Origin of the sequence: Mycobacterium sp. 1164985.4 (assembly GCF_001668575.1) — a bacterium.
GTDB lineage: Bacteria > Actinomycetota > Actinomycetes > Mycobacteriales > Mycobacteriaceae > Mycobacterium.
In genome coordinates, this window is record NZ_LZMD01000090.1 from 64,141 (window position 1) to 86,138 (window position 21,998).

Here is a 21,998-nt window from a genome sequence, read left to right on the forward strand (position 1 = left end):
GGCGGTCAGCGGGAACAGTTGAGCGAGACCGTGATCGACCTGCTCACCACGACCGTGATGTACTCCCGGTCCTCGCCCTTACCGACCGCGAACGTTCGAGTCACTTCCTGCGGGTTGCGCACGCTGGTGACGATGCACTCGTTGATCGGACCGCTGCCGACCCGATCGATGACGACGTCATAGCCCTGGTCTTCCAGTTCCGCGATCGTCCTCGGTGCGTCACCGGGTTTCACCGGTTGCGCGGTGGCCACCCCCGTCGGCGCGAGAATGACGCCCACGACCGCTGTTGTTGCTGCCACACTCCAAAGAGCACGCATGACAGCCTCCGTTCATGAGGGTTGATGTCACTACTTGTTGATCGCCGAAAGGCCACCAACCGTTGCATTGTCGCGGCCGCGATGCTGCTGATCTGGACCAGCGCGTGCGGAAACACTTCAGGCCCGTCGCCGGACGACCAGTCGACATCCGAGAAGCCTCCACAAATCAACCCCGCCAGGATCGACAGGGCGCGCACGTTCCTGCCCGACGGGTACGAGGTTTCCGACCTCGTCGGGCCCATCAGCCCAATCACAGCGTGGGGATTCGGCGCGCGCTGGACCACCGACCCCGTGGGGTGCGCGGCGCTGGCCGACCCCACCGCGGATGCGTCGAGCAGCGACGGCTGGACGGCATCGGGGCCAGGCGGCATTGTCTACGCCGTGGTCGCGAGCGCGCCCGGCGACGTCGACCAAGCGGTGCTCGACGACTGCGGCCAGTGGACGGTCGAAAGCGGACGCACCACGGGAAGCGTCACCCTCGAATCCGCTCCGGCGCTCGAGGACGCTTCGACCGTCGCGATGGCCACGTCGAGCAGCACCGTCGTCGAGGGCGGCACAGAAACCCGCGCGCACGCCGACACCGTCACCGCCTACCTCGGCGACCACGTCGCCTTCGTCGCCGTCGTCACCGATCCCGGCTCGCCGAACCCGCAACTCGACTCGGATTTCGCCGCCAACCTCATGACCGAAACGGTGTCCGCGTTACGGGGCTGAGTGCTCGTCTCCCGGTACATTGTGCGGCGATGTCGATGAGGGTCGTGGTCGCGCTCGCGTGCACAACAGTGCTCAGCGGCTGCGCGACCGGCGCGTCGGGCGACGATCTGTCCACGGCCGACATCGCGCGCGTGAAGGATGTGCGGGCCAGCTTCGGACCCGGCTTCAAGGTCACCGATGTCGGGCCTACCGGCATCGACCCGCGACTGCTCGGCAGGCAGCAGCTGCCCCAGGGGATGAAGTTCGAGCCCCCCGGCTGCGCGTCGTTCGCCGATCAGCAGATGCTGCCCGAGGGTGCCAAGGGCAACATGGCCGCGACGACGGCCGAGGGCGAGGGCAACCGATTCATCACGATCGCCGTCGAGACATCCGAGGCCGCGTCGGTCAACGCGCCTGCCGAGAACTGTCGCAAGGTCGGGTTCGCGGGCGGCGCGATGCGCGGGCTGGTCGAGGTCGTCGAGGCGCCCCAGATCGATGGGGCGCAGACGTTGGGCACGCACCGAGTGGTGCAGACGTCGGTGGACGGCAAGCCGCGTACGGGCGAGTTGTACAACTACCTCGCCAGCTTCGGGCCCTTCCTGGTGATCGTGACGGCCAACCCGCTGGTGCTCCCCGACAAGCCCGTCGCGAAGGTCGACACCCAGCGCGCCCGTGACCTCCTGGTGGAAGCGGTCAACGCGGTCAAGGCTTAACGCACGTCGTGCGGACGGAACTGGATGCTGATCCGTGCGCCGACGGGCCGCGCCGTCTTCGGAATGGCGTGCTCCCACGTGCGTTGGCACGAGCCGCCCATCACGAGGAGATCGCCGTGGGCGTGCTGTAGGCGTAACGACTTACCGCCACCGCGCGGCCGCAGCGCGAATGTCCGGGTGGCGCCGAGCCCGATGATCGCGACCATGGTGTCCTCGGTGCTGCTGCGGCCGATGGTGTCCCCATGCCAGGCGACGCTGTCGTTACCGTCGCGGTACAGGCACAGCCCGGCCGTGGTGAACGGCTCACCGAGTTCACCCGCGTAGGCGTCGTTTAGCCGACGGCGAAGTTGCTTGAGGCGAGGATGGGGCGGCGGGTCGTCGACCAGGTTGTGGAAGCTGACCAGGCGGGGGACGTCGACGACGCGGTCGTACATCGGCCGGCGCTCCGCACGCCACGGGATGACCTCGGAGAGTTCGGCGAAGAGCTCGTCGGCATCGTCGAGCCACCCGGACCGAAAGTCGATCCAGGCCCCGTTGCCGAGATGGCGGCGTTCGGCGTGCTCGAACAGCGAGCTCTGAAGAGCCGGCTCCATGTCCGCGATCCTATCGCACAAGCGTTCGATATGTCAGAGCCGCACCGCGCCGGGCCCTTGGTCGGCGAGGACGTCACCGGGGTTGGTCAGCGCGCATGTCTTCAGGCTCAGGCAGCCGCAGCCGATGCAGCCGGTCAGGTTGTCGCGCAGGCGCTGCAGGTGCAGGATGCGATCGTCGAGATCTTGGCGCCAGCCCGCGGACAGTCGCGCCCAGTCCTTACTCGTCGGAACCCTGTCATTGGGCAGCGTGGCCAGCGCTTCGCGGATGCGGGACAGCGGGATTCCGAGCCGTTGCGACATCCGGATGAATGCGACGCGGCGCAAGGTCTCCCGCGCGTAGCGACGCTGGTTTCCGGTGGTGCGTCTGCTTTGAATGAGCCCTTCGCGCTCGTAGAAATGCAGCGCCGAGACGGCAACACCGCTGCGGGCGGACATCTCGCCGGGAGTCAGCTCGTGAATCAACTCCATAACATCAACCATAGTTGAGGTGCCTCTGCGGGTTACGGTGCTAAATGTGACATTGGGCTGCGACTCCGAGGTGGGCCGGCTGAATGCGGTCATCCTGCACCGGCCCGGGGCCGAGTTGCAGAGGTTGACGCCCCGCAACAACGACGCGCTGCTGTTCGATGGCCTGCCCTGGGTGGCCAGGGCGCAGGACGAGCACGACGCGTTCGCCGCGCTGCTGGTCGAGCGCGGAGTCGAGGTGATGCTGCTCGCGGATCTGCTGACCGAGGCGTTGTCGCACAGCGGCGCGGCCCGGATGCACGGAATCGCGGCGGCGGTCGATCCGCGGAGACTGGGTCTGCCGCTGGCGCAGGAACTTTCGGCGTACCTGCGCTCGCTGGCGCCGGCGCCGTTGGCCCATGTGCTGATGGCGGGTATGACGTTCAACGAGTTGCCGCTCTCGGGGGCGGACTTGTCGTTGGTGCGACGCATGCATCACGGTGGCGACTTCGTCATCGACCCGTTGCCGAACCTGCTGTTCACGCGCGACTCGTCGTTCTGGATCGGCCCGAGGGTTGCGATCACGTCGCTGGCGCTGCCGGCGCGGGTGCGTGAAACTTCGTTGACGGACGTGATTTACGCGCATCACCCTCGATTCCTCGGCGTTCGGCGAGCGTACGAGTCGCGGTCCGCACCCGTCGAAGGCGGCGACGTGTTGCTGCTCGCGCCGGGGGTTGTGGCGGTCGGTGTGGGGGAGCGGACGACGCCCGCGGGTGCGGAGGCGTTGGCGCGCAGCCTGTTCGACGACGATCTAGCCCATACCGTGCTCGCGGTGCCGATCGAGCAGTCGCGAGCACAGATGCATCTCGACACCGTGTGCACGATGGTCGACGTCGACGCGGTGGTGATGTACCCGCCTGTCGTGGACTCGTTGTCCGCGTTCACGATTCATCGTGACGGTAACGGCGGAGTGCGGATCGACGATGATCTGCCGTTCGTCGAGGCCGCAGCGACGGCGATGGGCATCGACCGGCTGCGCGTCATCGCGACGGGGTTGGATCCGGTGACCGCCGAACGCGAGCAGTGGGACGACGGCAACAACACGCTCGCGCTCGCGCCGGGTGTGGTGGTCGCCTACGAGCGCAACGTCGAAACCAATGCGCGGCTGACGGACGCGGGCATCGAGGTGCTGCCGATCCAGGCGTCCGAACTGGGTACCGGCCGCGGTGGTCCGCGGTGTATGTCGTGTCCGGCCGGCCGCGACCCGCTGTAGCCGTCTCTTGCGCGTTTCGCGAGACGTACACCAGGGCCGTCAGCTGGCCACCTATTACGACCCAGGTGTACGCCTCGCGAGAGGAGACCATCCGCGACGCTCAGCGGCTTCCCGTAGCCGGTGCAGCGTGAAGCCGCGGCTGTGTTCTTTGACCACATGGATGTCGAGCCAACCCTGACTCTCGACCATCGCGTTGCGTCCGATGTCATGAACGAATCGAGATCGGTCGGTCTGATGCTGATCACCGTCGTAGTCCAACGCGATCATGGGCTCGTCCCAACCCATGTCGAGAAAAGCCTCGGTGGCGCCGTCGTGAACCCGAATCTGGGTGCGAGGGCGTGGATACCCTGCGTCCAGGACGAGGAGGCGCAGCCACGTCTCCTTCGGCGACTCAGCGCCGCCGTCCATCAGGCGCAGTGCGATGCGAGCGCGCTTCATGCCCCGCCAACCGCGATACCTCTCCAGGAGCGGCGCTACGTCGTCCACCGTCACGCCGGTCGCCGCCGCTAATGCGTCGAGGTGCCTTAGGGCTGAGTCGCGGTTGAGGTGTCGCGCCAGGTCCAGCGCGGTGCGAGCCGGCGTGGTGACTGCGAGTTCGCCGATCGTGCAGATCTCATCCCAATCGATCCGTTCATTCCGAACGACCACACCTGATCTGAGCCGCTCGCGCGGGGCGATCAATTCGATCGGCGTTTCGGGAGAGACCCATTTGGCTCCATGAAGTGAAGCTGCCGCTCGCCCGGCGACGATGCCGCGCCGATCGGTCCAAAGCCAAGCCGCGTGCGCCGCGAGCTCAAGCGATGGCAAGGCGGCGCGTGGCACGTATACCCGTGGGTGAACCGACCTGTAGCGCCAGCGTAGTTGGCTGCGAGTGAGGCCGCGCTCAAGTAGTTCGGCGCCGAGAAATGCTCGTTCCATGAGTCGGATGCTGGGTGCGCGCACTGACAAGTCGACCCACGATTCGCGAGATCTACACCAGGGCTGTGGATAACTCGTCGACTGCGACCCTGGTGTGAGTTTCGCGAAAAGTAGTGGGTGTCCGAGAGCCGCAACTCTCAGCGCCAGGACGGCAACCAGATCTGCATGTTCCACGTGGTCTGCGATATCGGGATGCCGGTCAGGATCGGGTACATCCACGCGAAGTTGGTCAGCACCAACGCGATATAACAGCTCACCGCGATCAGCCCTAGCGTTCGGCGCTCGGCGTTCTGGTTCGGCTTGTGCAGGATGTCGCCGAGTATCAACGCGATCATCATCACCATGAACGGTGCCATCGTCGCCGCATAGAAGAAGTACATCTGGCGGTCGATGTCGGCGAACCACGGCAGGAAGCCCGCGCCGTAGCCCACCAATGCGACGCCATAACGCCAGTCGCGCTTGATGAATGCACGCCAGATCGCCCACCCCAGAATCGGCACCGCGAGGAACCACATCGCGGGTGTGCCGACCAACATCACGGCCTTGACGCACGACTGCGCGCCACACCCGGGCACATCCTGATTGTCGATCGCGTAGAGCACCGGCCGTAGCGACATCGGCCACATCCACGGCTTCGATTCCCACGGGTGATGGTTACCATCGGCGTTGGTCAGCCCGGAGTGAAACCTATACGCGGCGTAGGTGTAATGCCACAGCGAACGCAACGCGTCGGGGACCGGCAACACGCTGTCCGGGCCGATCGACTGACCGACCTCGTGGCGATTGACGGCCGTCTCGGAGGCGAACCATGGTGCGTACGACGCCAGGTACACACCGAACGGAATGAGCACCAGCGCGTACAACGACGGTCCAAGGTCGCGCCGGAACGCGCCGAGCCACGGCCGCGGCACGCGGTACTGCCGTCGAGCCAGGATGTCGAACACCATCGTCATCACGCCAAAGAAGGCGATGAAGTAGACGCCCGACCACTTTGTCGCGCAAGCCAATCCGAGCAGCACGCCCGCGCCGAACCGCCACCACCGGACCCCGAGTCTGGGGCCCCACAACGTCTCGCCGATGCGGCCGTCCAGCAGCGCGAGGTGCATGCGCTCGCGTACCTGGTCGCGATCGACGATCAGACAGCCGAACGCCGCCACCACGAACGTCACCAGGAACCCGTCGAGCAGCGCGGTGCGTGACGCAACAAAGCTCACCCCGTCGGCGGTGACCAGCAGGCCGGCGATACCGCCCACCACAGTCGAACGGCTGATGCGGCGCGTGATCCGCGCAACCAGCACCACGACGATCACCCCGCACACGGCGCCGGTGAACCGCCACCCGAGCCCGGTGTAGCCGAACAGCGCCTCGCCGATCGCGATCAACTGCTTGCCCACAGGCGGATGGACCACCAGGCCGTAGCCCGGGTTGTCCTCGACGCCGTGGTTGTGCAGCATCTGCCAGGCCTGCGGCGCGTAATGCTTCTCGTCGAAGATCGGCGTCCCGGCGTCGGTCGGCGAGCCGAGGTTGAGGAACCGCGTCACCGCGGCCAGTGCGGCGATGACGGCGGTCATCACCCAGCCCTGCATCCGGTCGACGGGCCCGAAGTCCGCGGCGGGCACTTGCGGCGCGGGGCTGATGACCGGGACCGCGCGCGGCGCTTTGGTGGCGGGGGCGGTCACGAGTGCGATCGTAGGCTGTCCGGATGAGCCTCGGCCGACTGCTCATCGGCGCCACGCCGCTGGGCCAACCCTCGGACGCCTCTGCGCGCCTGGTCGCCGCGCTGAAGGCCGCCGACGTCATCGCCGCCGAGGACACCCGCCGAGTGCGCACGCTGGCCCAGAACCTCGAGATCAGGACGGCCGCGAGGGTGGTCAGCCTCTATGACCAGAACGAGGCGTCGCGGGTGGCGGGCCTGCTCGACGACATCCGCGCAGGCGCGACGGTTCTGCTGGTCAGCGACGCCGGCATGCCGCTGATCAGCGACCCCGGCTACCGCCTGGTGACGGCATGTATCGAAGCGGAACTCCCGGTCACGTGTCTGCCCGGCCCGTCCGCGGTGACGACGGCGCTGGCGGTCTCGGGACTACCGGCCGAGAGGTTCTGCTTCGAGGGATTCGCGCCGCGCAAGCAGGCCGCCCGCAAGGCGTGGCTGGCGACGCTGGCCGCCGAGCAGCGGACCTGCGTGTTCTTCGAGTCACCCCGCCGCCTCGCGGGCACGCTCGCCGACGCAGTCGACGTGCTCGGCGCCGACCGCCGCGCGGTGGTGTGCCGGGAGCTGACCAAGACGCACGAGGAGATCGTCCGTGGTCGGCTGGCCGAACTCGCCGAGTGGGCCGCCGACGGGGTGCTCGGCGAGATCACCGTCGTGCTGGCGGGCGCGGTGCCGAAGGCGGACCTCGACACCCTGATCGCGGCGGTCCACAAGCTCGTCGACGACGGCGCGCGGGTCAAAGACGCGTGCGCCGACGTCGTTGCGGCGAACCCGGGCTCACCGTCACGGCGCGAGCTCTACGACGCGGTTCTGCGGTCTCGGCAGTAGTCCCAGCCGCAAAGGTCAGCCGGTGATCGACCAGCGTGCCGTCGCGATCAACTCGGCCCGCTCCAACGCCTCCTCGCGGTGCACGTGCACCTTCGCATACTCCTCGCTGCTCACCATCTCCAGAAACGCCGCGGGCGTCGGATACTCGACCACGAGGATCACGTCCCACCACGGCTTGGCCTCGTCGCCGATGACATATGCGGGGAGTTCGCCGCCGTAGCGCACGGTGGCGCCCGCCTTCTCGAGCAGGGGAGCGACGCCGGCGCCGTACTCGAGATAGCTCTCCAGTCCGCCGGGCTCCTTGAACTTCAGGAGGTTCACCATGAGGATCGGCGCGTCCGGGGCGAAAGTCGTCAGGGCAGGAAGGTCCATAGCCGCCCTGACTATCACAGCTGAGCGCCGGCCGTCAGGGATTGCATGATCGGTGCCGCCTTGTGCAGGCACTCCTCCCACTCACGATCCGGGTCGGAGTCGGCCGTGATACCGCCCCCGACGCCGAGGACAGCACCGCCCGAAGCGTCGAATTCAACGGTCCGGATGGCCACGTTCAGCTCGCACCCGGCTGCCGGTGATGCGAAACCGACTGTCCCGCAATACACTCCTCGTCGCAGCGGCTCCCATTCCGCGAGCAGTTGACGCGCCCGCACCTTCGGCGTTCCCGTCACCGACGCCGGCGGGAACGCCGCGTCGAGCACCTCCGACATCGGCACATCGACCCTCACCTGGGCAGCCACCGTCGACACGAGGTGCCACACGCCGGGCGCCGGTCGCACAACCAATAACTCCGGGACCGTGACCGAACCGACGTCGGCCACACGTCCCAGGTCGTTGCGCACGAGGTCGACGATCATGATGTTCTCCGCCACGTCTTTGACTGAACAGCGGAGCGCGGCCGGATCCGCCGAGCGCGGCAGCGTCCCCTTGATCGGACTCGACGCGATGTCCTCACCTCGCCTGCGCAGGAACAGTTCCGGCGACAACGACGCCACCGCCCCCCAGCTCCCGGCCACGTACGCGGCGCGCGCCGGCGCGGTCTGATGCACCGCGTCGGCGAAGAAGTCGAGCGATGATCCGTCGAGCCTGCCGCGGAACTGCGTGCACACACACGCCTGGTAGACCTCCCCGGCAGCGATCGCCTCCATGCACTCCAACATCCCCCGCCGGTGCACATCGCGGTCGGCGTCACCCCACTCGACGTGGAACGGCCGCGGCTCGACCGGCACTCGCAGCGCCTCGGCCACCCACTCCGGAATCGTTGCGTCGGAAAGGCTTTCGAACCACCACCGCCCATCGCCGTCCTGGCGCAGCACACAGTCGGACCAGCCGCCCGCGGCCTCCGGTATCCGCGGTCCCGACCCGTCGGCGGCGGCGTCCGGGTACGACAGATAGCCGAACCAGCCGCCTCCCACCGCATCCCCCGGCCCCGAACCCACAGGGACGTCGAACACTCGCGAGGACTCGACCGGCACGACCTCGACAGAAGGCGCGATGACCGCACCCGAGCCGAACCATTCGCCGATCAGGGCGGCCGGCGGCGCCAGCCCACGTTCGGCCGCGGCGTATCCGACGGCACGCAGAACCGCTGGGGCGCTGCCGAGGTCGCCGAGGAGATTGATCCGCACCGACCCAGCTTGTCAGATGTTGCGCGTGACTTCCCGCGGGATGTCCACCCCGGCCAGCTTGTCCGGGTTGCGCATCACATAGAAGTGCGAGATCCGGTCCTCGGTGATCTCGATGGTGATCAGCCCCTCGAAACGGTCGCCCAGGTAGAGCTTGAGGGCGGGCGCGTTGTTGTACATCGCCGGTTCGACGCGACCGGCCTCGCCCGCGACCCGCACCAGCCCGACCAGGACCCTGGCGACCTTCTCGGCGCCGACGACCGGCCGCCGGGCCGCGCTGACCTTGCCGTCGGAGTCCGCGGTCCACTGGACGTCGTCGGTCAACATCTCGAGCAGCGCGTCGACGTCGCCGGTGGCCGCCGCCGCGAAGAACCGCTGCGTGATCTCCATCGACACCTTCGGATCGACGGGCTCGAACCGCTTCCGCCGCGACTGCACGTGTTCGCGCGCCCGGTGCGCCATCTGGCGCACTGCGGCCGCCGACTTGCCGACGGCGTCGGCGATCTCGTCGTGGCTGAAACCGAACACCTCGCGCAGCACGAACACCGCGCGCTCGTCCGGGCTCAGGGTCTCCAGCACCACGAGCATCGCCATCGAAACCGACTCCGCCAGAACGACATCAGACGATGCGTCGCGCGTGTCGAGCAGCAGCGGTTCGGGCAGCCACGGGCCGACGTACTCCTCGCGCCTCCGGGACTGCGCCCTCAACGCGTTGAGTGACTGGCGGGTGACGAGCTGGGCGAGGTAGGCCTTGGTGTCGTGCACCCTCGTCAGGTCCACCTTCGCCCAGCGCAGGTAGCTCTCCTGCAACACGTCGTCGGCTTCGGTTGCGCTGCCCAGGATCTCGTAGGCGATCGTGAACAGCAGCGGACGCAGCACCGTGAACCGGTCGGCGTGTTCGTCACCCGTGCCGCTCATCGGATCGCCGGCTCTGTCCCATGCCCCGTCGCCACCACCTGCTGGCGGCGCGGGTTCGTCTTCCAGGTGTAGGAGCCCGGCTTGTCGGCTTCACCCCGGATCCACTTCAGCGTGTAGCGGCACACCTGCTCTTTGATCAGCGCACCGGTGCGACCACCGATGTACCAGCGCCGCGGCGTGTCGTCGACGTCGGCGAACTGGAATATGCCCGCCTTGCGTCCCAGGCTGATGCACTGCCCGGCCATCGCATGGTTCACCGCGGCCGGATCCTCGCCGGCCAGGCGCGACAGCACCGTATTCGCGGCCTGGGCGCCCAGCGGGAGGGCGGCCTGGCAGCTCATCCGCCACGGCTGATTCGACGGCGACGCCGCGTCGCCGGCACCGACGATGCGGACATCATCGACGCTGGTGAGCGTCTCGTCGGTGAGCAGCCGGCCGAGTGCGTCGGTGGCCAGGCCGCTGGCGGCGGCCAATCCGGGTACGCCGAATCCGGCCGTCCACACCGTCACCGCGCTCGGCACCTCGCGGCCGTCGGCCACCACCACCCGGTCGGCCCGGACCTGCGCGACAGCGCTGCCTTCGATCACGTCGACCCCCAGCTTGGCCAGCCGCTTGGCGATCGACCGGCGACCACTGGCCGCCAGTGACGGCCCGAGCACGTCGGTCACCAACGTGACGGGGCGCCCGGCTTCGGCCAGTTCGGTCGCGGTCTCGATGCCGGTCAACCCGCCGCCGACGACCACCACAGGCGCCGAGGTCGGCACATCCGCCATCCGCGCGGTCAGCCGTTTCGCCTGCTCCAATTCACTGAGCGGATAGGCGAACTCGGCGGCGCCCGGCACCGCGGCCGGGACCTCACCCGTGCTGCCGACGGCATACACCAGGTAGTCGTACGGCAGTGGTGTGCCGGACGTCAGCGTGACGGTGCGGGCGGCCGCGTCGATCCGCGAAGCCCCGTCGACCACGAGCCGCACGTCGGGTGACAGCACGGCTGCGTAGTCGGCGACGGCGTCGTCGTTGCCCACGACCAGTTGGTGCAGGCGGATCCGTTCGACGAATTCGGCGCGCGGATTCACCAATGTCACGCGGGCGTGCGGGGCGAGCCTGTTCGCGGCCATCACCCCGGCGTAGCCGCCACCGATCACAACGACGTTGTTGGTCATTTCGGTCATGTCGAACTCCTCGGGTCATCCGGCTTGCCGTGGCCGCCGGGGGTGGCGGTTCGGCTCAGAGCCGGTCTGACCTCGAGACACCGGGCATCAGGGCAGTGTGACATCTCAAGCCCGAATGTGGCAGAGGTCACCCGCGGCTGATGCTGCGGGGGATCGCGATGCCCGCGAGCTTGTCCGGGTTGCGCATGGCGTACAGGTTGGTGATCTTGTCGTCGAGCACCTCGAAGACGAAGAGGCCTTCCAAGTGCTCGCCGGTGTAGATCACGACGGCGGGCGCGCTGTTGTAGATCGCCGTTTCGAAGCGCATCGCGGGCGTCTCCTTGGCGACCTCAAACAGCCGTGCCATGAGCGCTGCCACTCGACGCGCACCGACCACCGGCCTGCGGATGGCGGTGGCCTTCCCGCCGTGGTCCGCGGTCCAGGTGACACCGGGGGACAGCAGCGACATCAGCCCCTCCATGTCACCCGTGGACGCCGCGGCCAGGAACTGCTCGGTGATCTGCTTGGTGCGCCGTTCGTCCACCGGGCCGAAACGGTTACGCCGCGCGTGAACGTGTTCGCGAGCACGGTGCGCCATCTGGCGCACTGCGGCCGCCGACTTGCCGACGGCGTCGGCGATCTCGTCGTAGTCGAAGCCGAACACCTCGCGCAGCACGAACACCGCGCGCTCGTCGGGCGTCAGCGTCTCGAGCAGCACCAGCATCGCCATCGAAACCGACTCGGCGAGCACGACATCGGACGATGCGTCACGCGACTCGAGCAGTAGCGGTTCCGGGAGCCACGGGCCGATGTACTCCTCGCGTCGCCGTGACCTGGTGCGCAACGCGTTCAGGGCCTCGCGGGTCACCAGCTGCGCCAGGTAGGACTTCGTGTCGCGGACCGTGTCGAGGTCGACCTCGGCCCACCGCAGATAGCTGTCCTGCAGCACATCGTCGGACTCTGTTGCGCTGCCCAGGATCTCGTAGGCGATCGTGAACAACAGCGGCCGCAGCACCGTGAACCGCTCGGCATGGTCGCCCGTCGTGGTGGTCACGTCCGGTTGACCACCTTCGGCGGCAGCGCCGCCTGGCGGGACCGCGGGCCGCCCTTGAGCCAGAACGTCCAATCCGGCTTGCGGGCCGAGCGCCGCATCGCCCACAGCGTGCCCTTGCAGACCGCCTCCTTAAACGTGGCGACCGCGCGTCCCGCGAAGTAGACGTTCACCGGGGTGTCGTCCTTGCGGGTGAACTGCACCGTCGCGGCATGCCGACCCAGGCTGATGCACGACCCGGCGTACGCATACTCGAACTCGGCGGGGGCGGTGCCGGCGATGCGGCTCAGCACGGTGTTTGCCCCCTGCGGGGCGAGCTGCGTCGCTGTGGCGCAACACATCCGCAGCGGTTCGTTCGACGGGGCCGCACAGTCACCGACGGCGACGATACGCTCGTCGTCCACGCTGGTCAGCGTCTCGTCGGTGATGAGGCGACCGATGTCGTCGGTGCTCAGACCGCTCGCGGTCGCGAGGTCCGGCACGCCGAACCCGGCGGTCCAGATGGTCAGCGCGGTCGGGCGCACTGCACCGTCGGCGAAGACGACCGCATCGGCGCGTACCTCGGCGACCACGTCGTCCTCCATGATCGTCACGCCGAGCTTGGCCAGTGCCTTGGCGGTGGAGCGTCGAGCGGGTTCGGACAGCGACGGCCCGAGGCGCCCGCCGCAGACCAGCGTTACGTTGCGGCCCTGCTCGGCGAGTTCCGCGGCGGTCTCGATCCCCGTCAGGCCGGCGCCGACAACCGTGACGGGAGCCGCGAGATGCAGCTGTTCCAGTGTCGTGCGCAGCCGCTGTGCCTGCTCGAGTTCGGCAATGGGATAGGCGAATTCGGCCGCACCCGGGACGGTGGTCGGAACCGTGCCGGTGCTGCCGACAGCATAGATGACGTAGTCGTAATCGACCTCGCGACCGGACGCCAGACGGACGGTGCGTGCCGCGGGATCGATGCGGACCCCGGTGTCGACCACGAGCCGGATGCCATCGCCGAGCAGCGTGCCGTAGTCGACCCCGGCGTCATAACCGGCGGCGACCATCTGGTGCAGCCGGATCCGCTCGACGAACTTGGGCCTGGGGTTGACCAGCGTGACGTCGACGTCGGCGTGTACGCGAAGGTGGTTGGCCGCCAATATCCCGGAGTAACCGCCGCCGATGACGACGACGCGGGTGAGATGAACCTTGTGTGTGCGTGCGGTGAATCCAGTCATGCCCTCTAGACACCGGCCGGCGCCGGGGCGTGACAGATTGTGACGCGCGTCACGTCGGCGTTCAGACCAGGCCCAGTGCCAGCATTGCGTCGGCAACCCGGATGAACCCCGCGATGTTCGCGCCCGCCACGTAGTTGCCCGGTTGGCCGTACTCGTCGGCGGTGACCAGGCAGCGGTTGTGGATGCGCCGCATGATCTGCTCGAGGCGCTGTTCGGTTTCGGCGAACGTCCACGAATCGCGCGACGCGTTCTGCTGCATCTCCAAGGCGCTGGTGGCGACGCCCCCCGCGTTGGCGGCCTTACCCGGCGCGAACGTCACACCCGCGGTCGCGAAATGTTTGACCGCGCTGGGGGAACACGGCATGTTCGCCCCCTCGGCCACGATGCGGCAGCCGTTCTCGATCAGCGCCCGCGCCTCGTCGCCGTTGATCTCGTTCTGCGTGGCGCACGGCAGCGCGATCTCACACGGCACGTTCCACACGTTGCGGTCGGCGACGAACTCGGCTGTGCCGCCGCGTATCCCGGCATACTCGGCGATCCGGCCACGACGCACTTCCTTGATGTCCTTGAGGATGTCGAGGTCGATGCCCTTCTCGTCGACGACATAGCCACTGGAATCCGAACAGGCCACCACGGTGCCGCCGAGTTCCTGGATCTTCTCGATCGCGTAGATCGCCACGTTGCCCGACCCGGACACCACCGCGCGCTTGCCCTCGAAGGTGTCGTTGTTGGCCCGGAGGATCTCGTTGACGAAAAAGACCGTCCCGTACCCCGTGGCTTCGGTGCGGACCTGTGAACCGCCCCAGGTCAGACCCTTGCCCGTGAGGGTGCCGGACTCGTAGCGGTTGGTGATCCGTTTGTATTGACCGAAGAGATAACCGATTTCACGCATGCCGACGCCCGCGTCGCCTGCGGGCACGTCGGTGTATTCGCCCAGGTGGCGGTACAACTCCGTCATGAACGACTGACAGAACCGCATGACCTCGTCGTCGGAGCGGCCCTTGGGATCGAAGTCGGCGCCGCCCTTACCACCGCCGATCGGCATACCGGTCAGTGAGTTCTTGAAGATCTGTTCGAAGCCCAGGAATTTGACGATTCCCAGGTACACCGACGGATGAAAGCGCAGCCCGCCCTTGAACGGTCCGAGTGCGGAGTTGAACTCGACGCGGAAGCCCCTGTTGATCTGGACGGTGCCGCGATCGTCGACCCAGGGCACCCGGAAGATGATCTGGCGTTCGGGCTCGCACAGCCGCCGAATCACCTCGGAGTCGACGTACTCCGGGTGCTTCTCGACCACCGGACCGAGGCTGGTGAGCACCTCGTACACGGATTGGTGGAACTCGGTCTCGCCTGCGTTGCGCCGGGCGACCTCCTCGTAGAGGTCGTGCAGTTTCTCGTGTAGTCCGTTCACTTTTCGTATCACTCAGCCTGGTAGCGGGGGAACACACCGGTCGGCGCCGGTAGGGCGGTGCCCGGCTTCAGCCGGGTGCTGACAGCGGCGAACGTTCGGTCGTCGGGGGGCTGCCCGAGCAGGTCGAGCAGCTTGGCCGACGACTCCGGCATCACGGGCTGGGTCAGCAGCGCCGCGATCCGCACGACCTCGAGCGTCGTGTACAGCACCGTGCCGAACCGCCGCTGGTCGTCGGCCGACTCCGACTTGCGCAGCACCCACGGCTCCTGGGCGGAGAAGTACCTGTTCGCCGACCCGAGTACCGACCAGATCGCCTCCAGCGCCAGGTGCATGGCGATCGCGTCGTAATGACCGCGCACCCGCTCCAGCAAGGCGTCGGCCAATTCGAGCAACGCCGTGTCGTCGTCGGTGAAATCACCTGGCTCCGGGACGATCCCGTCGAGGTTCTTGGCCACCATCGACAGCGAGCGCTGCGCCAGGTTACCCAGCTCGTTGGCCAGATCGGCGTTGATGCGGCCGATGATCGCCTCCTCGCTGTAGCTGCCGTCCTGGCCGAACGGCACCTCGCGAAGGAAGAAGTAGCGAACCTGGTCGAGCCCGAACGTGTCGACGAGGTCCACCGGATCGACGATGTTGCCGACGGACTTGCTCATCTTCTCGCCGCGGTTGAGCACGAACCCGTGCGCAAAAACCCTGCGCGGCAACTCGATTCCCGCCGACATGAGGAACGCCGGCCAGTAGACCGTGTGGAACCGGATGATGTCCTTGCCGATCATGTGCAGATCGGCCGGCCAGAACCGCCGGAAGGCTTCCGATGACGTATCCGGAAAGCCCACGCCGGTCAGGTAATTCGTCAGCGCATCCACCCACACGTACATGACGTGATCCGGATGGCCGGGCACCGGAACACCCCAGTCGAACGTGGTGCGCGAGATCGACAGGTCCTTCAGGCCGCCGGAGACGAAGCTGACGATCTCGTTGCGCCGTACCTCGGGCTCGATGAAGTCCGGATGCGTCCGGTAGAGCTCCAGCAGCCGATCTGTGTAGGCAGACAGTCGGAAGAAATACGTCTGCTCCTCGGTCCACGTCACCGGCGCGCCGGTTTCGATCGCCACCCGAACGCCGTCGGCGCCGACGGTGGTCTCGGCGTCGGTGAAGAACCGTTCGTCGCGAACCGAATACCAGCCCTTGTATGCGTCCAGGTAGATGTCGCCGCCGTCGTTCATCCTGCGCCAGATCTCCTTGGACGCCTCGTAGTGGTCGGCATCGGAGGTGCGGATGAACCGGTCGAAGGAGATGTTCAGCTTCTCCTGCAGGCGCTGGAACACGTCGGAGTTCTGCCGCGCCAGGTCGGCCGTGGGAACACCGAGCGCCTTCGCCGCCTCGGCCATCTTCAGGCCGTGCACATCGGTGCCGGTCAGATACCGGACATCGAACCCGTCCAGCCGTTTGAACCGGGCGATCGCGTCGGTGGCGATGTACTCGTAGGCGTGTCCGACGTGCGGATCGCCGTTCGGATAGGCGATCGCGGTGGTGATGTAGAAGGGCTCGCTCATTTGAACTCAGCTTATGGTGTGGCGGTGAGCGCGAAGCGTCCAGGCAGAAGGGAGCAGCCCCCCGCCCCGGCCCCGCTGAGCCCGCTGATCGATGCCCACACTCATCTCGATGCGTGCGGCGCGTCCGATGCGGCAAGCGTGACCGCGATCGTCGACCGCGCCGCGGCGGTGGGTGTGCGGGCCGTCGTCACCATCGCCGACGACCTGGACTCCGCCCGTTGGGTCACCGAGGCCGCCGACGCTGACGAGCGGGTCTACGCCGCCGTCGCCCTGCACCCGACGCGTGCCGACGCGCTGACCGACGAGGCCAAGTCCGTCATCGAGCGCCTCGCGAGCCATCCACGGGTCGTCGCGATCGGCGAGACCGGCCTGGACCTGTATTGGCCCGGCAAGCTCGAGGGCTGCGCGGAACCCACCGTTCAGCGAGACGCCTTCGCCTGGCACATCGACCTCGCCAAGCGGACCAACAAGCCGCTGATGATTCACAACCGGGATGCCGACGACCAGGTTCTCGACGTGCTGGAAGCCGAAGGCGCTCCCGACACCGTGATCTTTCACTGCTTTTCCTCGGGTCCGGAGATGGCACGTCGGTGCACAGACCACGGCTGGTTGTTGAGTTTGTCGGGCACCGTCAGCTTCAAGAACGCAAAAGCGCTGCAGGAAGCCGCGGCGCTCATCCCGCGCGGGCAAATGCTCGTCGAGACCGACGCGCCGTTCCTCACACCCCACCCGTACCGCGGTGCCCCCAACGAGCCCTACTGCCTTCCGTACACTGTGCGAGCGTTGGCGGAAATCATCGGGAAGCCGGCTGAGCTGGTCGCACAGGAAACGACGACCACCGCCGAGCACGCCTACGGCCTTCCGAGTTGCTGACCCGTGGCCTCTCCGTTACCGTGCTGTGACCGAAAGCGAAGTGCTACGAGGACGTGGCGCTCCGTCCGATAGTCGGGGATATACGACGTTTTGAACACTTTCATAAAACTCCACGAGGCGCGTTCACCGTTACTTCGTCTGCTGGTCGGTGCGACGTTGCTCGCGCTCACCTTCGCAGGCGGCTACGCGGTAGCTGCGCACAAGACCGTCACGCTGACCGTCGACGGCTCCTCAACGACGGTGGCGACCATGAAGTCGCGGGTGATTGACGTGGTCGAGGAGAACGGGTTCGACGTCGGTGAGCGCGACGACCTCTTCCCGGCCGCTGATCAGCAGGTCCACCAGTCCGAGACGATCGTGTTGCGCCGCAGCCGGCCGCTGCAGCTGTCGCTGGACGGCCAGGACAGCAGGCAGGTGTGGACGACCGCGTCCACGGTCGACGAGGCTCTCAGCCAGCTGCAGATGACCGACAAGGCGCCCGCCGCCGCGTCGCGCGGTAGTCGGGTTCCGCTGGCAGGAATGTCGCTGCCGGTCGTCAGCGCCAAGACGGTGCACATCAACGACGGCGGAGCCACGCGCACGGTCACGTTGGCCGCCCCCGACGTCGCCGGCTTGCTCGCCGCGGCGGGCGCTCCGCTCGAGCAGCGCGACACCGTGGTTCCCGCGCCGTCGGCCCCCGTCAACGACGGTATGCAGGTCGATGTGACGCGCAATCGGATCGACAAGATCGCCGAGCGCGTGCCCCTGCCGCCAGGTCTCAAGCGAATCGAGGATCCGACGCTGAACCAGAGCCGCGAGGTCGTCGAGGACCCGGGGATGCCGGGCACGCAGGACGTGATCTTTGCGGTGGCCAAACTCAATGGCATCGAGACAGGAAGATTGCCAGTAGCCAATGTCGTTGTGGCCCCCGCCCGTGAAGGCGTCGTGCGGGTGGGCACCAAACCCGGCACCGAGGTGCCGCCGATCTCCAACGGCTCTACGTGGGACGCCCTTGCCCGGTGTGAAGCCGGTGGTAATTGGGCGATCAACACCGGTAACGGTTTTTACGGTGGCGTTCAATTCGACCAAAACACGTGGGAGCGCAACGGTGGTCTGCGGTATGCTGCGAGAGCCGATTTGGCGACACGAGAAGAACAGATAGCGATTGCTGAAGTCACTCGGGCGCGACAAGGGTGGGGCGCGTGGCCGACTTGTAGCGGGAGGATTGGTGCGCGCTGACCATTCGACTACTCGGGCGGACCGAGATACGACAATTGGCGAAGGCAATCGACTTCCGGCCACGCAAATCGTTCGGCCAGAACTTTGTCCATGACGCCAACACCGTACGCCGGATCGTCTCGTCGTCCGGTGTGCACAAACACGACCACGTGCTCGAGGTCGGGCCCGGTCTGGGCTCGCTGACACTGGCGGTGCTCGATCGCGGCGCGCGGGTGACCGCCGTCGAAATCGATCCCGTATTGGCCCAGCAACTACCGACCACGATCGCCGAGCACTCGCACAGCGAGATCAACCGGCTCACCGTGCTCAACCGCGACATCCTGGGGTTGCGTCGCGACGAGCTCGACGAGGAGCCGACGGCCCTGGTCGCCAACCTGCCGTACAACATCGCGGTTCCTGCGCTGCTGCATCTGATGGCAGAGTTCCCCTCTATCCGCACTGTGATGGTGATGGTGCAGGCCGAGGTCGCCGAGCGGCTCGCGGCCGAACCCGGCGGCAAGGACTACGGCGTGCCCAGCGCCAAGGTGCGCTTCTTTGGCAAGGTCCGCCGGTACGGAATGGTGTCGCCGACGGTGTTCTGGCCGATTCCGCGGGTGTACTCGGGCCTGGTCGGCATCGAGCGCTACGAGACGTCGCCGTGGCCCACCGACGAGTCCTTCCGCGAGCAGGTGTTCGCGCTGATCGACATCGCGTTCGCCCAGCGGCGCAAGACGGCGCGCAACGCGTTCGCCGAGTGGGCGGGTTCGGGCAACGAGTCGGCGCGCAGGCTGCTCGCAGCCAGCATCGACCCGTCGCGTCGCGGTGAGACTCTCTCGATCGCCGATTTCGTCCGGCTGCTGCAGCGGTCCGGAGAGGTCGACGAGCCGACGTCGAGATCCAAGGGCTCGATCACCGTCCGCTGACGTTTCGCGCCACGGGGTCTATTGCAACGCGCGGACGATCAACGCGATGAACTCGCGGCACGACTGATACCGGTCCGCGGGCGTCTTCGCCAACGCCTTGGCCATGATCGAGTCGAAAGCGCGTGGCAGCCAGTCGGTTTCCCGTGAGAACCGCGGCGGCGGGTGATGCAGGTGCGCCTCGACCAGACCCACGCGGGAGTCTTCCCGATAAGGCGGCGATCCGGTGATCAGCTCGACCGCCGTGCACGCCAGCGCGTATTCGTCGGTGGCCTCCGACGGCGCCCGCCCGGCGATCAGTTCCGGGGCCGAGTACGCCAGCGAGGCCTCCACCTCCGTCGGGCGACGACAGAAGTCGTCGGTCAGCTCGACGGCCACCCCGAAGTCGATGAGCACTGCGCGCGAGCCGTCGGGCTCGATCAGGATGTTCGCGGGTTTGACATCGCAGTGCACGATCGCGCGGTTGTGGATGTAGTCGAGGGCGTCGGCTATCTGGCCGAGGGCGGCGAGACGTTCGGGCAGTGTCCGCAGGCGCTGCGCCCCGCCACCGGCGACGAACTCCATCGTCAGCCACCCCGCCCCCCGTTCGTACACGGTCACGATGTGCGGGTGGTCGAGTCGGTGGGCGAACTCGAACTCCCGCCGCAGGCGGGCCACGTGGGCACGGTCGCGCGCGTGTTCGTCGAGCACCTTGAACGCGATAACCCGCGCCGGGTTTTCGGCGTCGTGCACCCGGTAGACCGTGGCGGATCCGCCTCGGCCGAGGACCTCGTCGACCACGTAATCGTCGAACCGGTCGCCGACGGACAGCACGAGTTCAGACTAATGCCGGCGGCAACGTGCACCTTCTGAGACGGCTGCCCGCCGCTCTGTCCCTCCGATAGTGTCGTGACGTGCCAGGTTGGAACGGGAACACCGCCTCCGAGTGGGTCCCCACCGGATCGGTCACCGTGCGGGTGCCCGGCAAGGTAAACCTCTATCTTGAAGTCGGTGACCGCCGCGGCGACGGCTATCACGAACTCACCACCGTGTTCCACGCCGTGTCGCTGCTCGACGAGGTCACCGTACGCAACGCGGACATGCTGTCGCTGGAGATGTCCGGTGAAGGCGCCGAATCGCTGCCCGCCGCCGAACGCAACCTGGCGTGGCAGGCGGCCGAGCTGATGGCCGAGCACGTGGGCCGCGCCCCGGACGTGGCGATAACGATCGACAAATCCATCCCCGTCGCCGGCGGGATGGCGGGCGGCAGCGCCGACGCGGCCGCTGTGCTGGTGGCGATGAACACGCTGTGGGAGTTGGGAGTGCCGCGCCGCGACCTCCACACGCTGGCGGCCCGGCTCGGCAGCGACGTGCCGTTCGCGCTGCACGGGGGGACGGCGCTCGGCACGGGCCGCGGCGAGGAGCTGGCGACGGTTCTGGCCCGCACCACCTTCCACTGGGTGCTGGCGTTCGCCGACGGTGGGCTTTCGACACCCGCGGTGTTCACGGAGATCGACCGCCTGCGCGAGTCGGCGGGACCGGACCGCGAGGCCCCGCCGCGTCTCGACGATCCCGAGCCGGTGCTGGCGGCACTGGCGTCCGGCGATGCCGCGCAACTCGCCCCGCTGCTCGGCAACGACCTGCAACCCGCCGCGCTGAGCCTCGACCCGGGCTTGCGCCGCACGCTGCGGGCCGGCACCGAGGCCGGGGCGCTGGCCGGCATCGTGTCCGGATCCGGCCCGACGTGCGCTTTCCTGTGCGCATCGGCCGGTCAGGCCGTCGATGTGGGCGCGCAGCTGGCAGGCGCGGGCGTGTGCCGCACCGTGCGGGTCGCCAGCGGCCCCGTCCAGGGAGCCCGGGTGGTGCCGACGCCGTCCACCTCGGTGTAGTCGCTCGAGCGTTCGGTTGTGCACACGAACGCCGAGATCAGGCGTACCCAACCGGGTGCTCGGCGGGTGTGACGGAGTGTGAGCCAGACCTCAATAATCGCGAGAGTTTGGCGGCTACTTAAGAGTTGCTTAAGATGAGCGATGGTGAAGATTAGCTGTCAAGCATCAGGCGCGATGATCTTTCCCGCCGGTGACTTCGGTGGGCGTCTCGTCGGATACGGCGCAGGTTCTGGTGCATCACCATTTCGAGACTCAACCGCTCCCAAATCGTGCGCGCGCCTACGCGAAAGCGCCTCCGATCAGGCGGAGCATATGACGTGGGCATTTGCGCTGGGGCTGATGTCGCCGGCGCAGCGGCTCCAGAAACCGAGGAGGTCGTCGTGAGCCGATTCACCGAGAAGATGTACCGCAACGCCCACACCGTGACGACGGGCATGGTCACCGGTGAACCGCACGAACCGGTCCGGCACACCTGGGGCGAGGTGCACGAGCGGGCGCGCTGCATTGCTGGTGGCCTGAGGAAGGCCGGCATCGGCCTGGGCGACGCCATCGGCGTGCTGGCCGGCTTCCCGGTCGAGATCGCACCGACCGCGCAGGGTCTGTGGATGCGCGGCGCCAGCCTGACCATGCTGCACCAGCCCACCCCGCGTACCGACCTCGCCGTGTGGGCCGCGGACACCATGAACGTCGTGCGGATGATCGAGGCCAAGGCCGTGATCGTCTCCGAGCCGTTTCTGGT

23 protein-coding genes are annotated in these 21,998 nt (G+C 67.5%); 9 read left to right on the forward strand and 14 right to left on the reverse strand.

The genetic code is table 11. The annotated features are described in order from the left end of the window. Positions 1-5: 5 nt before the first annotated feature. On the reverse strand, positions 6-299 hold the full coding sequence (locus tag A5650_RS21065) for a hypothetical protein (protein ID WP_353615193.1): 294 nt from the start codon (positions 297-299) through the stop codon (positions 6-8). A 42-nt stretch (positions 300-341) separates the two neighbouring features. Here A5650_RS21065 and A5650_RS21070 point away from each other — a divergent pair, with 42 nt between their 5' ends. Beyond that, entirely contained in the window at positions 342-1,031 is a 690-nt protein-coding gene (locus tag A5650_RS21070) for a DUF5642 family protein (RefSeq protein WP_082950871.1), read from the forward strand. 29 nt (positions 1,032-1,060) lie between these two features. Next, positions 1,061-1,723 (forward strand): DUF5642 family protein, encoded by a 663-nt coding sequence (locus tag A5650_RS21075; RefSeq protein ID WP_067296190.1) that lies wholly within the window; start codon positions 1,061-1,063, stop codon positions 1,721-1,723. On the opposite strand, the gene A5650_RS21080 is transcribed toward A5650_RS21075, so the two are convergent. Together A5650_RS21080 and soxR are read right to left on the reverse strand one after the other, a co-directional pair. Further along, entirely contained in the window at positions 1,720-2,316 is a 597-nt protein-coding gene (locus A5650_RS21080) for an alpha-ketoglutarate-dependent dioxygenase AlkB (protein ID WP_067296198.1), read from the reverse strand. The two genes, A5650_RS21075 and A5650_RS21080, sit on opposite strands and share 4 nt — an antisense overlap. 33 nt (positions 2,317-2,349) lie before the next feature. Next, positions 2,350-2,784, reverse strand: a complete 435-nt coding sequence (soxR, locus tag A5650_RS21085) for a redox-sensitive transcriptional activator SoxR (RefSeq protein WP_067296201.1) — start codon at positions 2,782-2,784, stop codon at positions 2,350-2,352. Between the two features lie 37 nt (positions 2,785-2,821). On the opposite strand from soxR, the gene arcA reads away from it, so the two are divergent. After that, positions 2,822-4,033: an arginine deiminase gene (gene arcA, locus A5650_RS21090; RefSeq protein ID WP_197501941.1), complete on the forward strand. Its 1,212-nt coding sequence runs from the start codon at positions 2,822-2,824 to the stop codon at positions 4,031-4,033. Positions 4,034-4,087: 54 nt separating this feature from the next. On the opposite strand, the gene A5650_RS21095 is transcribed toward arcA, so the two are convergent. Further along, on the reverse strand, positions 4,088-4,951 hold the full coding sequence (locus A5650_RS21095) for a type IV toxin-antitoxin system AbiEi family antitoxin (RefSeq protein WP_067296208.1): 864 nt from the start codon (positions 4,949-4,951) through the stop codon (positions 4,088-4,090). A 137-nt stretch (positions 4,952-5,088) separates the two neighbouring features. Continuing rightward, positions 5,089-6,537: a dolichyl-phosphate-mannose--protein mannosyltransferase gene (locus tag A5650_RS21100; RefSeq protein WP_231992705.1), complete on the reverse strand. Its 1,449-nt coding sequence runs from the start codon at positions 6,535-6,537 to the stop codon at positions 5,089-5,091. Positions 6,538-6,653: 116 nt separating this feature from the next. Between A5650_RS21100 and rsmI the strand changes: the two genes are divergently transcribed. Then, the gene (gene rsmI, locus A5650_RS21105; RefSeq protein ID WP_067296218.1) at positions 6,654-7,490 is read left to right on the forward strand and encodes a 16S rRNA (cytidine(1402)-2'-O)-methyltransferase; all 837 of its coding nucleotides are present in this window, start codon (positions 6,654-6,656) and stop codon (positions 7,488-7,490) included. A 15-nt stretch (positions 7,491-7,505) separates the two neighbouring features. Here rsmI and A5650_RS21110 read toward each other — a convergent pair whose 3' ends face one another. From A5650_RS21110 to metG, 8 genes are all read right to left on the reverse strand, one after another. Further along, complete coding sequence (locus A5650_RS21110) at positions 7,506-7,862, reverse strand: DUF1330 domain-containing protein (RefSeq protein ID WP_067296221.1); 357 nt, start codon at positions 7,860-7,862, stop codon at positions 7,506-7,508. Between the two features lie 14 nt (positions 7,863-7,876). After that, entirely contained in the window at positions 7,877-9,112 is a 1,236-nt protein-coding gene (locus A5650_RS21115) for an aminodeoxychorismate synthase component I (RefSeq protein ID WP_067296224.1), read from the reverse strand. 12 nt (positions 9,113-9,124) lie between these two features. Then, a complete protein-coding gene (locus A5650_RS21120) occupies positions 9,125-10,027 on the reverse strand; it encodes an RNA polymerase sigma-70 factor (protein ID WP_067296227.1) in 903 nt (300 codons plus the stop codon). Then, on the reverse strand, positions 10,024-11,199 hold the full coding sequence (locus A5650_RS21125) for an NAD(P)/FAD-dependent oxidoreductase (RefSeq protein WP_067296230.1): 1,176 nt from the start codon (positions 11,197-11,199) through the stop codon (positions 10,024-10,026). Before A5650_RS21125 ends, A5650_RS21120 begins: the two co-directional genes overlap by 4 nt. Before the next feature lie 127 nt (positions 11,200-11,326). Beyond that, the gene (locus A5650_RS21130; protein WP_067296233.1) at positions 11,327-12,232 is read right to left on the reverse strand and encodes an RNA polymerase sigma-70 factor; all 906 of its coding nucleotides are present in this window, start codon (positions 12,230-12,232) and stop codon (positions 11,327-11,329) included. Further along, positions 12,229-13,434: an NAD(P)/FAD-dependent oxidoreductase gene (locus A5650_RS21135; protein ID WP_067296236.1), complete on the reverse strand. Its 1,206-nt coding sequence runs from the start codon at positions 13,432-13,434 to the stop codon at positions 12,229-12,231. Before A5650_RS21135 ends, A5650_RS21130 begins: the two co-directional genes overlap by 4 nt. Positions 13,435-13,495: 61 nt before the next feature. After that, positions 13,496-14,845, reverse strand: coding sequence for an NADP-specific glutamate dehydrogenase (gdhA, locus tag A5650_RS21140; protein ID WP_067296239.1), 1,350 nt, complete (start codon positions 14,843-14,845; stop codon positions 13,496-13,498). 8 nt (positions 14,846-14,853) lie between these two features. Further along, positions 14,854-16,401, reverse strand: coding sequence for a methionine--tRNA ligase (gene metG / locus A5650_RS21145; protein ID WP_067296243.1), 1,548 nt, complete (start codon positions 16,399-16,401; stop codon positions 14,854-14,856). Between the two features lie 24 nt (positions 16,402-16,425). Between metG and A5650_RS21150 the strand changes: the two genes are divergently transcribed. From A5650_RS21150 to rsmA, 3 genes are all read left to right on the forward strand, one after another. Continuing rightward, positions 16,426-17,274, forward strand: coding sequence for a TatD family hydrolase (locus tag A5650_RS21150; protein WP_067296285.1), 849 nt, complete (start codon positions 16,426-16,428; stop codon positions 17,272-17,274). Between the two features lie 90 nt (positions 17,275-17,364). After that, positions 17,365-18,492 (forward strand): resuscitation-promoting factor, encoded by a 1,128-nt coding sequence (locus A5650_RS21155; protein WP_156744236.1) that lies wholly within the window; start codon positions 17,365-17,367, stop codon positions 18,490-18,492. Continuing rightward, entirely contained in the window at positions 18,489-19,394 is a 906-nt protein-coding gene (rsmA, locus tag A5650_RS21160; RefSeq protein WP_067296248.1) for a 16S rRNA (adenine(1518)-N(6)/adenine(1519)-N(6))-dimethyltransferase RsmA, read from the forward strand. The genes A5650_RS21155 and rsmA overlap by 4 nt, the downstream gene beginning before the upstream one ends. 18 nt (positions 19,395-19,412) lie before the next feature. Here rsmA and A5650_RS21165 read toward each other — a convergent pair whose 3' ends face one another. After that, the gene (locus A5650_RS21165) at positions 19,413-20,204 is read right to left on the reverse strand and encodes a serine/threonine-protein kinase (protein ID WP_067296252.1); all 792 of its coding nucleotides are present in this window, start codon (positions 20,202-20,204) and stop codon (positions 19,413-19,415) included. A gap of 80 nt (positions 20,205-20,284) precedes the next feature. Here A5650_RS21165 and A5650_RS21170 point away from each other — a divergent pair, with 80 nt between their 5' ends. Continuing rightward, a complete protein-coding gene (locus tag A5650_RS21170; protein ID WP_067296255.1) occupies positions 20,285-21,259 on the forward strand; it encodes a 4-(cytidine 5'-diphospho)-2-C-methyl-D-erythritol kinase in 975 nt (324 codons plus the stop codon). 380 nt (positions 21,260-21,639) lie between these two features. Beyond that, a partial coding sequence (locus A5650_RS21175; RefSeq protein ID WP_156744238.1) for an AMP-binding protein occupies positions 21,640-21,998 on the forward strand: 359 nt, incomplete at its 3' end.